At 70.9% G+C, this 16,764-nt stretch carries 11 protein-coding genes and 2 pseudogenes; 5 read left to right on the forward strand and 8 right to left on the reverse strand.

Annotation, left to right across the window (positions count from 1 at the left end; genetic code table 11):
- Positions 1–43 precede the first annotated feature (43 nt).
- From AB0I51_RS36295 to AB0I51_RS36320, 6 genes are read right to left on the reverse strand one after another with little or no spacing between them, the layout of a single operon-like run.
- Positions 44–1,270 carry a cytochrome P450 gene (locus AB0I51_RS36295; RefSeq protein WP_362982646.1) on the reverse strand — a complete coding sequence of 409 codons (1,227 nt, stop codon included), beginning with the start codon at positions 1,268–1,270 and terminating at the stop codon, positions 44–46.
- On the reverse strand, positions 1,267–2,484 hold the full coding sequence (locus AB0I51_RS36300) for a cytochrome P450 (protein WP_362982647.1): 1,218 nt from the start codon (positions 2,482–2,484) through the stop codon (positions 1,267–1,269). The genes AB0I51_RS36295 and AB0I51_RS36300 overlap by 4 nt, the downstream gene beginning before the upstream one ends.
- Entirely contained in the window at positions 2,481–3,089 is a 609-nt protein-coding gene (locus AB0I51_RS36305; protein WP_362982648.1) for an ATP/GTP-binding protein, read from the reverse strand. The genes AB0I51_RS36300 and AB0I51_RS36305 overlap by 4 nt, the downstream gene beginning before the upstream one ends.
- Positions 3,061–3,423: a DUF742 domain-containing protein gene (locus AB0I51_RS36310; RefSeq protein ID WP_362982649.1), complete on the reverse strand. Its 363-nt coding sequence runs from the start codon at positions 3,421–3,423 to the stop codon at positions 3,061–3,063. The genes AB0I51_RS36305 and AB0I51_RS36310 overlap by 29 nt, the downstream gene beginning before the upstream one ends.
- Positions 3,420–3,842: a roadblock/LC7 domain-containing protein gene (locus tag AB0I51_RS36315; protein ID WP_362982650.1), complete on the reverse strand. Its 423-nt coding sequence runs from the start codon at positions 3,840–3,842 to the stop codon at positions 3,420–3,422. Before AB0I51_RS36315 ends, AB0I51_RS36310 begins: the two co-directional genes overlap by 4 nt.
- Entirely contained in the window at positions 3,839–5,308 is a 1,470-nt protein-coding gene (locus tag AB0I51_RS36320; RefSeq protein ID WP_362982651.1) for an ATP-binding protein, read from the reverse strand. The genes AB0I51_RS36315 and AB0I51_RS36320 overlap by 4 nt, the downstream gene beginning before the upstream one ends.
- Positions 5,309–5,731: 423 nt before the next feature.
- Here AB0I51_RS36320 and AB0I51_RS36325 point away from each other — a divergent pair, with 423 nt between their 5' ends.
- The 3 genes from AB0I51_RS36325 to AB0I51_RS36335 all read left to right on the forward strand — a co-directional run bounded on the left by AB0I51_RS36325 (position 5,732) and on the right by AB0I51_RS36335 (position 9,886).
- Complete coding sequence (locus tag AB0I51_RS36325; RefSeq protein ID WP_362982652.1) at positions 5,732–7,081, forward strand: transaminase; 1,350 nt, start codon at positions 5,732–5,734, stop codon at positions 7,079–7,081.
- 24 nt (positions 7,082–7,105) lie between these two features.
- Positions 7,106–7,546, forward strand: coding sequence for an Lrp/AsnC family transcriptional regulator (locus tag AB0I51_RS36330; protein ID WP_362982681.1), 441 nt, complete (start codon positions 7,106–7,108; stop codon positions 7,544–7,546).
- A gap of 93 nt (positions 7,547–7,639) precedes the next feature.
- The gene (locus AB0I51_RS36335; protein WP_362982653.1) at positions 7,640–9,886 is read left to right on the forward strand and encodes an MMPL family transporter; all 2,247 of its coding nucleotides are present in this window, start codon (positions 7,640–7,642) and stop codon (positions 9,884–9,886) included.
- A gap of 3 nt (positions 9,887–9,889) precedes the next feature.
- On the opposite strand, the gene AB0I51_RS36340 is transcribed toward AB0I51_RS36335, so the two are convergent.
- Positions 9,890–10,912 carry a PP2C family protein-serine/threonine phosphatase gene (locus AB0I51_RS36340; protein ID WP_362982682.1) on the reverse strand — a complete coding sequence of 341 codons (1,023 nt, stop codon included), beginning with the start codon at positions 10,910–10,912 and terminating at the stop codon, positions 9,890–9,892.
- Between the two features lie 254 nt (positions 10,913–11,166).
- On the opposite strand from AB0I51_RS36340, the pseudogene AB0I51_RS36345 reads away from it, so the two are divergent.
- Positions 11,167–12,651 (forward strand): annotated as a pseudogene (locus tag AB0I51_RS36345) (DUF4331 domain-containing protein).
- A 50-nt stretch (positions 12,652–12,701) separates the two neighbouring features.
- Here the strand turns inward: AB0I51_RS36345 and AB0I51_RS36350 are convergent.
- Entirely contained in the window at positions 12,702–13,913 is a 1,212-nt protein-coding gene (locus AB0I51_RS36350) for a beta-1,3-glucanase family protein (RefSeq protein WP_362982654.1), read from the reverse strand.
- 355 nt (positions 13,914–14,268) lie between these two features.
- On the opposite strand from AB0I51_RS36350, the pseudogene AB0I51_RS36355 reads away from it, so the two are divergent.
- Positions 14,269–16,690, forward strand: a pseudogene (locus AB0I51_RS36355) (GH92 family glycosyl hydrolase).
- The last annotated feature ends 74 nt before the right edge of the window (positions 16,691–16,764 follow it).

A 16,764-nucleotide genomic window follows, 5' to 3' on the forward strand; every position in this document is an offset into this window, starting at 1 on the left:
GGTGCCGGGTGCGCGAGCGGCCGTGCAGATTCAACGTCGGCGCTCACCCGCGCAGCCGTACCGGGATCTCCTGCCAGCCGAAGGCGATGAAGGACGGCACCTGGCGCAGGGTGTCCGCGTCGACGGCGAGGCGGACGTCCGGGAAGCGGTCGAAGAACGCGGGCAGCGCGGTCAGGGCCTCCACCCGGGCCAGCGGCGCGCCGATGCAGCGGTGCACGCCGATACCGAAGGACAGGTGGTCGTCGGCGCCGCGGGCCGCGTCGAAGACGTCCGCGTCGGGGCCGTAGTGCGCGGGGTCGAGCCCGGCCGCCGCGTATGTCGTGATGATGGCGTCCCCGGCCGGGACGATGATGCCGCCGACGGTGAGGTCGCTGACCGCGAACCGCAGGGGCAGTGAGGCGATGGAGGGGTGGACACGCAGGGTCTCGTCGACGACCGCGTCCCAGCCGGTCTTCCCGGAGCGTACGTCCGCGAGCTGCTCGGGGCGCTTGAGCAGAGCGACGATCGCGTTGCCGATGAGGTTGACCGTCGTCTCGAATCCCGCGCCGATCACCAGCAGCAGTGTGTACAGCAGTTCCTCGTCGCTGAGCCGGTCGCCGTCCTCGTCCCGTACCCGGATCAGCTCCGTGGTCAGGTCGTCGCCGGGGTGCTCGCTGCGGTGGGCGATCAGCGCGGGCAGCACCGTGCCGATCTGCTGCTGCACGAACGCCGCGTGCTCCGGAGAGGGGTCGGAGGTGTCCATGATGGCCGCGATCAGCCGTCCGGTGTCGGCCACCAACTCGTCGGGCACACCGAAGAGTTCGCAGATGATCCGCATCGGCAGGGGGTGGGCGAGGGCGGCCCTGATGTCGACCACCTCGGCGTCGCCGGCCGCCACCGCGTCGAGCAGCTCCGCCGTGATCGCCTCCACCCGGGCCCGCATCGCCTCGGTGCGCCGGTGCGTGAAGCTCGGCGCGACCAGTTTGCGCAGGCGGGCGTGGTCGGTGCCGTACGTGGAGAGCATGTTGACGACGCCGATCCAGCCCAACACCCAGCCCCAGGAGGGGTGTTCGCCCATCTCGGGCCACAGGCGCCAGTGCAGCCGGGGGTCCCTGCTGACCCGCGGGTCGAGGATCAGTTCCTTCAGGGTGTCGTAGCCGGTGGGCGCCCAGGCGGGGATGCCGCCGGGCAGCTCGACGGGCACGATCGGGCCGAGGGCACGCAGCTTGGCGCTCTCGGCGGCCATGTCGGCGCCGAACGGGTCGAGGGCGATACGGTCGGACACGGTCACGACAGGTCTCCTGGCTGGTCGGGGGAGCGGGGGCTGAACCGCACGGGCAGCGACGTGAGCGAGCGATGGAAGGGGCCGGGACGCCAGGTCAACTCCGCGCGCGGTACGACGGGTTCGAGGTCGGGCAGCCACAGGGTGAGCCGCTCGATCGCCTCCGTCGCGATGAGCAGCGTGTGCCGTTTGACCGGGCAGGCGTGCGGGCCCGCCGACCACGACAGGTGCGAGGCGTCCTTGGGATGCCGGCCGCTGACGACCTCCTGCTCCGCGAAGTGCGCGAGCGCGCCGTACGAGACGACGACCGGTGTCGCCGGCCTGATCCACGCGCCGTGGAAGGTGACGGGCGAACGGGCATAGTGGATCCCGTAGTTGGCGAGCGGGGTCTCGTGGTGCAGGACCTCCACCAGGGCGTCCATGACCGGGCGGGCGCCACTGGTCAGCGTGGAGTAGTAGACCGAGGTGCCGAGGATGCGGGACAGGGCGTTGGACACCAGGTTCGCGGTCGGTTCGTGACCCGCGCCCAGGGTGAGGAACACCTGCCAGGCGACCTCCTCCGGACTCAGCCCGGCCGGATGGTCCAGGAGCCAGCTCGGTAGATCGTCACCGCGTGACTCTGCCTTGGTGGCGACGAGTTCGAGGACGTAACCGCCGAACTCGGCCTCGCCCTCGGCCGCTTGGGCGCCACCCTCCATCATCATGCCCAGCGCCCGGTCCAGCCGCTCGCTCCGGCTGTCTGGCAGGCCGAACAGGCTGTTGAAGACCATCGCCATCAGCGGCCGGGCGAACTCGCCCACCAGATCGGCCTGTCCGCGCGGCCCGATCCGGCTCACCAGGACATGGACCGCCCGGTGCACCCGGGCCCGCAGGTCGTGCGGTTCGATCCGGTCGAAGGCGTCGATCAGCGAGGCGCGGTAGCGGACGTGCGCGGCGCCGTCCGCGAACAGGGAGTTGGGCCGCCAGCGCATCATCCCGAGGACCGGCGAGTCCTCGGAGACCGTCGACTCCCACGGCCGCGGATCGTGCGAGAACGTGACGGTGTCGCGCAGCAGCTCCAGCGCGGCCCGCCGCTCGGTGACGACGTACGCCGGTACGCCCGGGGCGAGTTCGGCCCAGCCGACCGGGCCCTGGGCGCGCAGGGCGGCGTAGTAGTCGTAGGGATCCAGCGCGAAGCCGTCCTCCCACAGCCGGACGGGTCGGGTGGGGGACGAAGTGGTCACCGGTGCTCCGGAGGGTCGCGGTCGATCAGGTGCTGGACCAGGGCGAGCAGCGCGTCGATCGACGAGTCCGCGTCCCGGGCGTCGCAGGTCACCAGCGGGGTGCCGGGCGCCAGGTCCAGGGCGGCGCGCAGCTGCTCGTCGGTGTGGTGCCGGGGCACGTCCGGGAAGGTGTTGAGGGCGACGGCGTACGGCAGCCCGCTCTCCTCCACGAGCCCGAGCACGCCGAAGGAGGCGTCGATGCGGCGGCTGTCGACCAGGACCAGCGCCCCGAGCGCACCGTGGGCGATGTCCTCCCACAGCGCGCGGAACCGCTCCTGCCCGGGCGTGCCGAAGAGGTACAGCACGATCCCGCCCGGCAGGCTGAGCCGGCCGAAGTCGATGGCGACGGTCGTCGTCGACTTCTCCCGCACCCCGTCGAGATCGTCCACATGGACGGACGCCTCGGTCAGCCGCTCCTCGGTGTGCAGCGGCCGGATCTCCGACACCGAGTCGATCAGGGTCGTCTTGCCCACCCCGAACGGGCCCGCGATCAGGATCTTGACCAACTCCTGTGCGGTGTCCGGCAGATGGATGCCGCTAGTCGTGCTTGAGGGCGCGTAGGCCATCGGCCACTCTCTTCAGCAGGTCGGGGTCGAAGCATTCGGCGGGTGGGATCGGGGCACGGGCGAGCAACAGGCCCCGGTCGAGGAGACCGGCGGCCAGCACGCGCACAGCGGAGACCGGCAGCTTCAGCAGGGCCGCCGCCTCCAGTACCGTCAGCGAACCGCCCAGCAGGGCGTCCAGCAGGGCGAGTTGGGCCGCGGGCAGCCCGGCCGGGACGGGCCCGCCGCTGCCGGAGAGCACGGTCAGCCGCTCCAACTGCGGGCGGCTGGGCCGGGCCACCCCGCCGGTCGACAGATACGCGGGAACCAGAGGACGGCCGCCGCGGCGGCCCGTCATGCCGACGCGCCGCCGTCAACTCCCCGCGGAGCGGCGGCCATCGCCTTCTGGCCGAGCCGCGCCACCTGCGAGTGCACCCGGTGCGCGAGCAGGTCGAGACGCACCTCGGTGTCGCCGTAGGCCGCCACGCAAGTCCCGTGATCCGTGGGGACGATGAGCACGTACCCGTGGTTCGACTCGATCACCACCTGCCGGATCTCGGCGCCCTCCCGGTCGGCGAAGGCCGCCGCCGCGGTACGGCACGCCCCCTGCACCGTGCTGGTGATCGCGGCGACCCGCTCGCCCGAGGCCTGGGACAGCGCGTCGGTGTATCCCCGCACCAGCCCGTCCCGGGTCAGCAGCACCGCGGCCACCACATGCGGCACCTCCAGGATCGGATCGAGCACCCATGCCGTGTCGCCCCCATCGCGGCTGATCATCTAGCCGCTCCCCCCTCGTAGTCGTTCCCGTGGTTCTTCTGATCGATGGCGCGCACCGCCGGGCGCGGTCCAGGGGACTCGTCGTCCACGACGGTCCGGGCCCCCTCACCCGCGGCGCGCGCGGCGGCGGTGCCGGACTGGAGCGCGCCGAGCGCGGCGGCGGCCTGCTCCGGACGCCACTCCGGCTGTGCCGGACCGGCCTGCGTGTCCTGGGCGGGACGGGCGTTCTGCGCGTTCGCGGCGGCGACCGCCGTGCGTCGGCGCCGTCGCGGGAGGCCGCCGACGTCGGGCACGGCCTGGTGCCCTGGCACCTCGGCCGCGGCCCGTTCGTCGTGCTCGGAGCCGTAGGAGTGGGCCGGGGAGGGTGCGGGCGCGCGGGTGGGAGCGGGGGCCGGGCGGGTGGAGCGCGGGGCGGCCGCCGCGGGCGGCCGCCGCTCGGGGTCTATCCGGCTGAGGAGGTGGCTGTCGATCCGCAGGACGGCGCGGACGCCGCCGTACGGGGAGGGCGAGGACAGGTCGACACCGAGGTCGAACTGCCGGGTGAGGCGGCCGATCGCGGCGAACCCCATGCGCGGCGGGTCGCCCAGGTCGGTGAGCAGGACCGGGTCGGTACCGGCCACCGTCCGCCGGGCGTGCTCGCGCTCGTCCGGGGTCATGCCCACGCCCGCGTCGTCGACGGTGACGCAGACGCCGTGATGGACGTGCTCCAGGTTGACCACGACCTCGGTGTCCGGAGCCGAGTGCCGCAGCGCGTTGTCGAGGAGTTCGGCGACGATGATCGCGACCGGCTCGACGGCATGCGAGACCAGCGCGGTACCGGTTTCGAGGTGGTTGTGCACCCGCACCCGGTGATATCCGGCGAGCCGGGCCTGCCCGCCGGTCACCGCCTCCACGAGGTGCGAGTCCTCACGGGCGAGCCCGGCCCAGGCCCCGCACACGACCGCCGTGACCTGCGCTCGGCGCAGCGACTGCTCGTTCTCGTGGTCCAGCATGAACAGGGTCTGCGTCAACTCCGGGTCGTCGTACCGCTGTTGGAGCGCGCGCAGGGCGTCCTGCAGGCGGTACAGCGCGGCCTGGATCTCCCGGGTGGCCCCGCGCATCCCGGCCTGTGCGGCGGCGTCGATACGGGTGCGCTGCGCGGTGAGCTCCGAACGCGCCGCGCTGAGCACGCTTTCGAGGGCGATCCCGAGGGGCGAACCGATGAACTGCGGCTGCGCCGGTCCCGGCACGGCCACCCGCGGATGCGTCAACTGCCGGGCGACGGCCGGAATCCGCTGAACGGCGAGATGCTCGACCTCGGTCACCAACGCCGTCCGGAGACCGGCCAGTTGGTCCCGCAGATCCGTGATCTCCGCGCGCTGCAGGGCACGTTGACGCCGCGATCGCAGCAGACCGGCGCCGAGCGCCAGTGCGGACAGCGTGCCGGCGGCGAGCGCACCGGTCACCAGGTCCGGTAGTTCGGTCATCGAATCGAGTCCAAGAGAAGTCGGGCAGGGCCGAGTTCGAGCCCCTGAGGCGGGGTGCCCGGAGCACAGTACACACCGTCATCGACCGCTCTCGCACGGTGTAACAGGAGTTCCCTTCGAAACTGACAGGTCTCTGTTCACTTCTGCGTCAAGTGTCTGAAATGGCGTGTGAGGAAAGGGAGTTGAGTCGCCGGGGTCGGTGCGTCAGGCACGGCGACCGGGCGGGACCCGCTTCTCCCCTCGGCCGGGATGAGCGGTTCGGCGGCAGCACCGCACACCCGCCGAACCGACCGGGTCGTGCGGCTAGGGACGGGCGCACGAATCAATCGTTGTGACAGCAGATTCCGCAGCCGTATCTTGCAAGTGCGGCGCTTTCGGTCGTATCGTCCGGACAATCAGTCGTCGACACCACCGGGGTATCCAATGGACCGCACTCGCCTCCAAGATCTGCTTGCCCGGGAGAGCGCCGAGGCCGAGCGGCGCAACCCGCGCTCGAAGGCCGCCTACGCCCGTGCCGAGCACCTCTTCGGACGGGTGCCGATGACCTGGATGAACAAGACCGCCGGAGCCTTCCCCCGCTACCTCGACACCGCACGCGGCGCCCGTGTCACCGACATCGACGGGCACGAGTACATCGACTTCAGCCTGGGTGACACCGGGGCCATGGCCGGCCATTCGCCCGCCGTGGTCGCGGAGGCGGTGCGGCGCCGGTTCGCAGAACAGGGCGGTGCCACGGCGATGCTGCCCACGGAGGACGCCGAGTGGGTCGGCGCGGAACTCGCCCGCCGCTTCGGGCTCGCCCGCTGGAGCTTCTCGCTCACCGCGACCGACGCCAACCGCTGGGCGATCCGGCTCGCCCGGGCCGTCACCGACCGCCCCAAGATCCTGGTGAACAGCTACAGCTACCACGGCAGCGTCGACGAGTCGCTCATCGTCGTCGGACCGGACGGCCAGGGCCAGGCGCGCCCCGGGAACGTCGGCGCCCCCTGCGACGTCACGCTCACCAGTCGCGTCGCCGAGTTCAACGATCCGGCCCAGCTGGAACGGGAGTTGGCGCACGGCGACGTCGCCGCCGTCCTGATGGAACCCGCGCTCACCAACATCGGCATCGTGCTGCCCGAGCCCGGCTATCTGGCCGCCGTACGCGAACTGACCAGACGCCACGGCACGTTGCTCATCATCGACGAGACCCACACCTTCTCCGCGGGCCCGGGCGGCTGCACCGCCGCCTGGGACCTCGAACCCGATCTGCTCACCATCGGCAAGGCGATCGGCGGCGGCATCCCGGCCGGTGCCTACGGCCTGTCCGCCGAACTCGCCGACCGGCTGCTCGGCCGCGCCGATCTCGACCTGGTCGACATGGGCGGGGTCGGCGGCACCCTTGCGGGCAACGCGCTGTCGGTCGCCGCGATGCGCGCCACGCTCGAACACGTCCTGACCGACGAGGCGTTCGCCCACATGGCGAAGCTGTCCGAACGCTTCGCGGCCGGTGTGCAGGAGGGGATCGACGCCCATGCGCTGCCCTGGACGGTGAGCCGCCTCGGCGCCCGCAGCGAGTACCGCTTCGCGTCCCCGGCCCCGCGCAACGGCACCGAGTCCGAGGCGGCCGGCGACCCGGAACTGGAGGACTTCCTGCACCTCTACCTCGCCAACCGGGGGGTCCTGCTCACCCCGTTCCACAGCATGGCGCTGATGTGCCCCGACACCACCGAGCAGGACGTCGACACCCACACCCGGGTCTTCGCCGAAGCCCTCGCCGAACTGGCCGTCTGACAAAGGGAGTTGGAGAACAAGCACGTGGACGACATCGACCGGGCCATCCTGCGCGAGCTCCAGACCGACGGACGTATCGCCTACTCCGACCTCGGACCGAAGGTCGGCCTGTCCGCGTCGGCCGCCCGGCAGCGGCTCCAACGCCTCTTGGATTCCAAGGCCGTTCAGGTCGTCGGGGTGACCGACCCGATGGCCATGGGCGGCCAGGCCATGGCCCTGCTCGGCATCGAGGTTGACGGCGACCCGCGCACGGTCGCCGACGAACTCGCCCTGCGCGACGAGGTGGTGTACTCCGTGCTGACCTCCGGCGGCTTCGACCTGTTCGCGGAAGTGGTCACCCCGGGACCGCGAGACCTGCTGGACTTCGTCAACGACGTCGTGCGGCCGATCGAAGGGGTCGGGCGCGTCCAGTCGTTCCCGTACTTCGGCATCCATACCCACCGGTTCCTGTGGGACGTGGGATGACCGCCGCAGAGCGCGGGCCCGAGATGCCGGAGTGATCCCGCGGGCGTCTAATGGGGGTGTCGGAAATGTCCCCTGGCGGAAAAGGCCGAGGTCATGACGCCCACGGATTCAAGTGCAGGGGACAGCGGGGGCGCAGCCAAGGGGGCGCTGAGAAGGCTGGGGGAGTGGTGCGCCCGGCACTTCGTGATCGTCGTAGTGGCCTGGCTCGTCGCGCTGGCCGCGCTCCAGGTCCTCAACAGGTCCTTCGGGGGCGACTATTCGGACGACTTCTCGCTGTCCGGCGTACAGTCCCAGCACGGTCTGCAGGTCCTGAAAGACCACGATCCGGCGGCCGGGGGCTACAGCAGCCAGATCGTCCTGCACGACAAGGACAAACAGCTCACCTCGCTGAGCTCGCAGATGTCCGAGACGGTCGGCGATCTGCAGAAGCTCCCGCACGTCCTGTCGGTGCAGAACCCGCTGCCGCAGCCCGGAACGCAGCCACCGACGTCCACCGGTCCGAACGTGGGACCCTTGTCGACCGACGCGAAGACCGGCTACATCACCATCCGCTTCGACGTCCAGCCGTCCACCCTCGGTGACGGCTACCTCCACGGCGTCGACAACTCCGTGAAGCCGCTGCGCGCCGCCGGAGCCCAGGTCGAGTACGGCGGACCGCTCGGCGAACTCGCCCGACCCGCCGCCGACGACCGGGTCAGCGAGCTGATCGGATTCGCCGTGGCGATCGTCGTCCTGCTCATCGGCTTCGGCAGTGTGATCGCCGCCGCGATGCCCCTGGTGACCGCGCTGATCAGCGTGATCGGAGGGCTCGCCTGCCTCGGACTGCTGGCGGCGGCCTTCACCTTCGCGACGGTGTCGCCCACCCTGGCGACCATGATCGGACTCGGTGTCGGCATCGACTACGCCCTGTTCCTGATCACCCGTCACCGGCAGAACCTCATGAACGGCAGCGATCCCGTGCGCGCCGCGGGGCAGGCCACGGCCACCAGCGGACGGGCCGTCCTCGTCTCGGGCTGCACCGTGATCATCGCGCTGGCCGGACTGTTCGTGTCCGGAGTGCCCTTCATCGGGAAGCTCGGACTCGCCGCCGCAGTGACGGTCGTGTCTGCGGTCGTCGGCGCGCTCACCCTCGTACCCGCCCTGCTCGGGCTCGCCGGGAAACGGATCGACCGCTACCGGGTGCGCCGCCCGGTCGCCGAGACCGACGCCGAGCCGGGCACCGAACCCACGGGCACCTGGCACCGCTACGCACAGCGCGTGGAACACCGGCCGTGGGCCTTCCTCGCCGCGGGCATCGCGACCGTCGTCGTCCTCGCGATCCCGGTGTTCTCGATCGAGCTCGGCCACATCGGCGACGGCGCCGACCCCACCTCGTTCACCGACCGGCGTGCCTACGACCTGATGACCGACGCCTTCGGGCCCGGCTCCAACGGCCCGCTCACCATCGTCATCGACCAGACGTCCGTCCCGTCCGCCCAGCGCCAGGACCTCACCACCCAGGCGCAGAAGACCCTCGACGGGGTGCGGGGCGCCGCCAAGGTCACCCCGCTGACCGCCACCAAGGACGGGGACGTCCTGGTCGGCACGGTCTACTCCAAGGAGTCCCCGCAGAGCGCCACGACCACCGACCTCACCAACCGCCTCGTCCACGACACCCTCCCGGACTCGGTCTCCGGCACCTCCGCCAAGGGCTATGTCACCGGCACCACGGCCGCGCAGGTCGACTTCCGCGACATCGTGTCCAGCCGGCTGCCCCTGATCATCGGCGTGGTCGTCGCCCTGGCCTTCCTGATCATCCTCGCGGTGTTCCGCGGCCTCCTCGTCGCCCTCAAGGCCGCCGTCCTCAACGTGCTCTCGATCGCCGCCTCCTACGGCGTCGTCGTCGCCGTCTTCCAGTGGGGCTGGGGCGGCCCCGCACTGGGCGTCTCCGGCAAGGTCCCCATCGAGAGCTACGTCCCGATGATGATGTTCGCGATCATCTTCGGACTGAGCATGGACTACGAGATCTTCCTGCTCTCCCGCGTCCACGAGGCCTGGCTGCGCACCGGCGACGCCGAGGCGTCCGTCGCCCACGCCCTGGAGATCACCGCGCGCGTCATCACCTGCGCAGCGCTGATCATGGTCAGCGTCTTCGCGGCGTTCATCGTCAGCGACAACATCGTGGTCAAGATGCTCGGCCTCGGCCTGGCCGTGAGTGTGCTGATCGACGCGACGGTCGTACGCCTGCTGATGGTGCCCGCCGTCATGACCCTGCTGGGCCGGCACGCGTGGTGGACGCCCCGGTTCCTGGACCGGATCCTGCCCCACATCGACGCGGAGGGTGAGCACGAGGGGGCGTGAGCCTCAGGCGTCGGGCGTCAGGACGAGCATGGTGACGTCGTCCCGGATCTCCTCCGAGTACCGCAGCACATCGGCCCACACCCGCTCCGCCAGGTCGGCCGCGTCCCCGTCGGCGAGCGCCGCCAGCCGTCCCGTGAACGGATAGAAGGCACCGGAGGCGTCCCGTGCCTCCCACACTCCGTCGGACGCCAGGAACAGCCGGTCCCCGGCCAGCAGCGGCACGGTGACGGCGCCGAGCGGGCCCGAGTCGGCCAGACCGAGACCCAGCGGCGTCCACGGCACGATGCCGATCTCCGTGACCCGCCCCTCCCGCAGCACCACCGGAGCCGGATGCCCGCACGCCACGATCCGCACCGCCCGCGCGTCCGCCGAGAACTCCAGCAGTACGGCCGTGGCGAACAACTCCGCGTGCGGCGAACGCGCGGAGTCCACCATGAGCCTGCGGTCGAGCCGCGCGGCGACCGACTCCAGGTCCGGCCGGTCGAGCACCGCCTCCCGGAACGCCCCCAGCAGCGAAGCCACCGTCGCCACGGCCGACAGCCCGTGCCCCTGCACATCCCCCATCACCGCCCGCACCCCGAACGGCCCGTCCCGTACGTCGAAGAAGTCGCCCCCCACCAGCGTCCCGCGCTGCGCCGCCCGGTACAGCCCCGCACACCGCACCCGCCCCACCCGCTCCGGCAACGGCGGCGCCACGGCCCGCTGCGCGGCCTCGGCGACCGTGCGCTCCAGATCGAGCTGGGCGTCGCGCCGACTCCGTACGAACGAGATGAACACGCTCAGCAACGCGACGAAGCAGATGGTCAACAGGTCCGTACTGCCCGGATCGTTGAGGTGGAAGGCCGGCACGGTCAGCAGCGCGACGCTGAGACCGCCGAAGAGGACGGTCGTCACCGGGCCGTACGACAGACCGGCCAGCGGCGGAATGGCACCCAGCACGAAGCCGATGTCCAGCCGATTCGGACTGACCAGCGTCGCCACGCCCACACCGACCACCAGCACACCCGGCAGCACCCGCACCCACATGGGAGCCGGAGCACCCCGCAGCCAGCCACGCCGGTCCGGCTCCCGGTTCCGGCGCGCCACCAGACCCCGCACCTTTCCCACACCACCACGCTCCTACGACGGGACCGGCCCCGCACGCCGAGCGGCAAATCGATGGTATCCGCGAGCAGTGGCCGTTCCGAATCCTCGAGCGTCAGGAAAGTTGGCATGGAGGACGGACGGTATGACACCAAATCGCCAGGAGCGGTGCGGGACGCAGGAGCCTCGCGACCCTCATGGCAGGTGCGCTGGCCGCCGGGGGACTCCCAGCCGCCGGCATGACCACGCTGGAACCGGGGGCGGCTTCCGCCTCCAGTCACCGGGAGGCCCCGCTGATCTCGGGGCACCCCAAGTGCGACAACACGGACGTGTACGCCTTCGTCAGTCCGGACGATCCGGAGACGACCACGATCATCGCCAACTGGATCCCGTTCGAGGACCCGGCGGGCGGCCCGAACTTCTACACGTTCGCGCACGACGCCCAGTACGACATCCACATCGACAACAACGGTGACGCGCACGGTGAATTGCTGCTGCGCCACACCTTCAAGACGCACACGAAGAACAAGAAGACGTTCCTGTACAACACGGGCCCCGTCACCAGCCCGGACGACCCGGACCTGAACGTCACGCAGACCTACGACATCGACCTGCCCAAGCTGCACACCCAGAGTCCCGTGTCGAAGACGAAGCTCGCCGACGACGTATCGGTGGCTCCGTCGAACGTCGGCAAGGCGTCGATGCCGGACTACGGCACGCTGCGCAGGCAGGCGGTCCGTCAACTCGCCCACGGAGGGCGGACGTTCGCCGGTCAGGCGGACGACCCGTTCTTCCTGGACCCGCGCGTCTTCGACCTGCTGTACGGCGGCAACCTCTCCGAGGTCGGCAACGACACCCTCAAGGGCTACAACGTCAACTCGATCGCGCTGCAACTGCCCACCGACATGATCACCGAGTCGAAGCAGCAGCTGGCCGTCGGCATCTGGTCGACCGCCCGGAGGAAGAACGCCCAGGGCGACTACGAGCAGATCTCGCGGCTGGGCAACCCGCTCGTCAATGAGGTCGCCAACCCGCTGAAGGACAAGGACAGGTTCAACGCGTCCTCGCCGTGGAACGACAGCCGGTTCCTGAAGAACGTGACCAATCCCGAGCTGCCGAAACTCCTCCAGGCCATCTACCGGATCAAGGCGCCCGCCGAAGCGCGCACCGGTCTCGTCGATGTCTACCTGAAGGGCGTCAAGGGCCTCAACCATCCGCCGAACGTGCGACCGGCGGAGATGCTGCGACTGAACACCTCGATCAAGCCGACCGCGCACCCGAAGCGACTCGGCGTGCTCGACGACGACAACGCGGGCTTCCCGAACGGACGCCGGCTCACCGACGACGTGGTGGACATCTCGCTGCAGGCCGTCGAGGGTGAACTGGTCGGTTCCAACAACGACTTGGGCGACGCGGTCGACGCCAACGACCAGAAGTTCGGCGATTCCTTCCCGTACGTGGCCGAACCCGTCGCCGGTTCGCGAGGCCCGCTCGCCTAAGGCACGTCCGGCGGCAACAGCGTCCGCGACCAGGTGGGCAACGCCCTGCGGCCGGCCGACTCCGTCGACGGCAGGAGCAGCACCGGCCTGATCGCCGGGTCGGTGGCGCCGGGCGCCGCGGGCATCCTGCTGATCGGCGCGGGCCTGGCGTGGTGGCGTCGGTGCATGCGACGGCCGAACTGAGCGACACGGAACGGGAGAGGGCGGGGACCGCGCTCCCGCCCTCTCCGGCCTCAGAACGGCGTGAGCGTCAGCCGTATCCCCGTCGGTGCCGTGTCCTGGACGTACGACGCGAAGTCCGCCACGTCGTCGAAGGCGAAGCCGTAGGCCCGGCCGTCGGCGGTGGCCGCGTGCACCGACTTCGCGTAGTGGTTCGTGAGGTCGGTGCGGTAGAACGCCGAGGCGTCGGCGGTCGGTTGGGCGGGGTCCGACAGGAGCGTGGTGCGGTTGAAGCCCGCGCCGAGCACGGCCGCGACCGGGCCCGTGGTGCCGTCGTTCGGGGCGGCCAGGTTGCCGTCGCAGAACAGTACGTCCCTGGTCGACGGTTTCGCGAAGGAGACCGGGGCGGGTCCGCTGAAGGCGAAGCGGTCGGCGCGCACCCGCCCGGTGAAGGCGCCCGCGTTGGTGGTGACGGTGAGGTCCTTGCCGGTGTAGGTGCTCCACACCTCGTCGATGTACGGCGCGAAGTAGTCCGCCGCGAACAGGCCCGCGTCCAGCCCGTGCCCGGGTGCGATGACCCGGGTGTCGCCCACGACCAGCGGGGCGAACGCCTCGACCTGCCGCACCGCGTCGAACACCGAGGCCCGCCCGCCGTCGCGCAGCGTGCCCGTCGTCCGGTCCTGCGCGCCGGTCAGCCGGATGCTCAACGGCACGCTGAACATGTCGACCATCGTCGTGTTGCAGAACATGCCCGACGCGTTGTGCGTGAACTCTGCGCAGTCGTGCAGGACTTGGTAGTTGGGGTCGGAGGCGACCCAGCCGGCCGGGTACTGGAGCGCCGGATTGCCGTTGCCGTCCGCCACGGCCCTGAACCTGAGCTTCGCGCCGAGGGAGACGTAGATGCGGCCCGACAGGTAGGGGAGTGAAATCGTCGTCTCCGAAACGGAGTTGAGACTGATCGCGTAGTCCGTGAAACCGTCGGCACCGTTGTCCGAGAGCGCTATCGGCACCAGTGTCCCGTCGGGAGCGACCCGCACCTGAGTGCCGTCGACATTGCCGACGATGTAGACGTGCATGCTCGCGTTGTCGAACGAACCGCTGTTGTTGACCAGCGTCAACGGCAGCCCGCCCGCCTGATCGGCCTCCGTCTCCATGGACTTGGTGTCCGCGAGAGCGTGCGGTGCCAGCGCGGCGAGTGCGGGAGCGGCCACCGCCGCGCCACCGAGCGCGAAGAGCAGCTTGCGACGGCCGAGCGTGCGCTGATGGCGGGGAGCCGGGGGAGTCATGTGGGGGGCCTCCGAGCGAGTCGGGCTGTGCGGAACGGACGGTGCCGACGCATTGAGAGCGCTCTCACAGCGAGCGTCGGCACCGCCGCCGGGCCCGATGTTACGCAGGACCGCTGCCTCGGCCAACGGGTCGGGGAGAAGTCACCACCGCGCTGACCTGCGAGAACACAACAATGCGGACGGCTTAACCCGTGCTTAAGGGCCACTTAAGCGCACGGCGAAGCGTTCACCCGCACTTCATCACCCGTACCCGGGTGCCCCTTCCCTCCCGTCGTGCGGCCTCCTAGCCTCGCGACGGCCTCCTTCGGCCTTTCACTTCGGTCCCATGTCCCTTCCCCGAAAGGCGACTTGACGCATGCGTCACCAACTACTGGGCACGGCAAGGCGGTTCGGCGTCGGAGTCGCGGCCGCGGCGGTCACGACCGCGCTCGCCGCAGCCGCCCCCTTCCCCGTCCTCGCCGAGGCGACCGGCACCTCCGGCGAATTGTCCTCCCTCGTCGACCCGCTGATCGGATCCTCCAACGGCGGCAACACCTACCCCGGCGCCACCCTCCCGGGCGGCATGATCGCCTGGTCCCCGACCAGCACCACCGGCGACCAGACGAGCACGGGCGCCGCCAACGGCTACGAGTACGGCGCCACCCGCATCCGCGGCCTGAGCCTCACCCACGTCAACGGCGCCGGGTGCAACCCCGGCGCGGCGGGCGACGTACCGATCATGCCGTTCGTCGGCGACGTCACCTCGTCACCGTCCGCGGACACCAAGGACGCCGTCTACGCGTCCGACTTCTCGCACGCCGACGAGAAGGCCACCCCCGGCCGCTACACCCTCGGCCTCGCCTCCGGCGCCACCGCCGACCTGGCCGTCGGCAAGCGCGCCGGAGTTGCCGACTTCGCCTTCCCCGCCGACCGACCGGCGAGCCTGCTCTTCCGCGTCTCCAAACTCCCTCAACGGCAGCGCGGACGCCCACGTCGACATCGACACCGCCCACCGCAAGGTGACCGGCTGGGTCCTCACCGGCGCCTTCTGCGGACGCCGCGCCAACGGTGGCGTCAACAACCGCAAGAGCTACTACCGGCTCTACTTCAGCGCCTCCTTCGACCGCGCCTTCTCCTCGGTCGGCACCTGGCACGACAGCACGGTGTCACCCGGCTCGACGACCGCCTCCGGAGGCGAGGGATACGCCACCGGCGCCGACCGTGCGGGACGCGGTTCCGGCGGTTGGGTCGGCTTCGACACGGCCTCTGACAACGATATCCGGATGCGGATCGGCATCTCCTACGTCAGCCTCGCCGGGGCCGAGACCAACCTCCGCCAGGAAATCGCCCCGCACGCGCGCGTGGCCGACGTCGCCGAGGCGGGCGCCCGCGCGTGGGACCGCGAGTTGAGCACCGTACGCGTCGACGGCGGCACCCCCGCCCGCCGCCAGACCTTCTACACGGCGCTCTGTCACGCCCTGATGCAACCCAACCTGATCAGCGACACCGACGGCCGCTACTGGGGCATGGACCAGGCCGTCCACCGGCTGGCACGCGGGCAGCGGGCGCAGTACAGCAACTTCTCCGGCTGGGACCAGTACCGCGCCCAGATCCAGCTGCTGGCCCTCCTGGAGCCCACCGTCGCGGGCGACTTCGCTCAATCGCTGTACAACTTCGCCCGGCAGAACGGCGGAGTCTGGGACCGCTGGGTGCACATCAGCGGCGCCACGCACGTCATGACCGGAGACCCGTCCGCCGCGACCCTGGCCACCTTCTACGCCATGGGCGTACGCAACTTCGACTACCGGGGCGCCTTCGACTCCCTCGTCCACCAGGCCGCCGTGCCCAACCCGGACGAACTCTCGGACGCCGGCTGCCCCGGCCAGTGCGTGGGCCAACGGCCCAACCTGGCCCAGTACATGACCTCCCACTACGCCGCCCAGGACGCCTGCCACTGCTGGGGAGGCGCCGCCGAGACCCTGGAGGACGCGGTCGCCGACTCCGCCCTCGCGCAGTGGGCGAAACTGCTGGGGCGCGCGGAGGAGGCGAAGGACTTCGCAGCGCGAGGTGCCTACTGGCGCAACGTCTTCAACCCCGCCACCGGCTACATCCAGGCCCGCAGTCTCGACGGCTCCTGGGTGACCCCCTTCAACCCGGGGAGCGACCTCGGCTTCGCACAGGGCTCGGCCGCCGCCTACGTGTGGATGGTCCCGCAGGACGTGCAGGGCCTCGCCGAAGCGATGGGCGGACGCGGGACGGCGGTCTCCCGCCTCGACGGCTTCTTCCACACGGCCGACGGGGCATGGTCGGTCCGGGGCGGCGACGCGCTGCGCTACGACCCGACCAACGAACCCGACATCCACGCCCCGTGGCTGTACAACTCCCTCGGCCAACCCTGGAAGGCACAGGCGACGGTCCGCCAGATCCTCGACACCGCGTACGGCACCGGCCCCAAGGGCCTGCCCGGCAACGATGACCTCGGCACCATGTCCGCCTGGTACGTCCTCTCGGCTCTCGGCATCTATCCGCGCACCCCGGGCAGCGCCGACCTGCTGCTCGGTGCGCCGCTCTTCCCGAAGGCGGTCGTGGACCGTCCGGGGCGCACGGACATCGTCATCACCGCACCCGAAGCGGACGACACCCACGCGTACGTCGACGCCGTACGTCTCGACGGCCGCACTCTCACCCGCTCATGGACCGGCGCGGCCCTGACCCTGAAGGGCGGGAGGCTGGACTTCCGGCTGGCCACCGACCCGAACACGACCTGGGCAACGGATCCGGAGGGCCTCCCGAACTGACGCGAACCGGCCGGTGGACCCGTCGTCCGCCGGCCGCGGAGGCCCGCCCGGACGACCGGAGGGGTGTCCGGCGG

The sequence above is a fragment of the Streptomyces sp. NPDC050549 genome (assembly GCF_040655035.1).
Taxonomy (GTDB): Bacteria; Actinomycetota; Actinomycetes; order Streptomycetales; family Streptomycetaceae; genus Streptomyces.

What these genes read in the sequence shown, in the direction of transcription:
- AB0I51_RS36305 (WP_362982648.1), bottom strand. Translation starts at nt 3,089, where the DNA reads ATGGCCTACGCGCCCTCAAGCACGACTAGCGGCATCCATCTGCCGGAC.
- AB0I51_RS36310 (WP_362982649.1), bottom strand. Translation starts at nt 3,423, where the DNA reads ATGACGGGCCGCCGCGGCGGCCGTCCTCTGGTTCCCGCGTATCTGTCG.
- AB0I51_RS36315 (WP_362982650.1), bottom strand. Translation starts at nt 3,842, where the DNA reads ATGATCAGCCGCGATGGGGGCGACACGGCATGGGTGCTCGATCCGATC.
- AB0I51_RS36320 (WP_362982651.1), bottom strand. Translation starts at nt 5,308, where the DNA reads ATGACCGAACTACCGGACCTGGTGACCGGTGCGCTCGCCGCCGGCACG.
- AB0I51_RS36325 (WP_362982652.1), top strand. Translation starts at nt 5,732, where the DNA reads ATGGACCGCACTCGCCTCCAAGATCTGCTTGCCCGGGAGAGCGCCGAG.
- AB0I51_RS36335 (WP_362982653.1), top strand. Translation starts at nt 7,640, where the DNA reads ATGACGCCCACGGATTCAAGTGCAGGGGACAGCGGGGGCGCAGCCAAG.
- AB0I51_RS36340 (WP_362982682.1), bottom strand. Translation starts at nt 10,912, where the DNA reads ATGTGGGTGCGGGTGCTGCCGGGTGTGCTGGTGGTCGGTGTGGGCGTG.
- AB0I51_RS36350 (WP_362982654.1), bottom strand. Translation starts at nt 13,913, where the DNA reads ATGACTCCCCCGGCTCCCCGCCATCAGCGCACGCTCGGCCGTCGCAAG.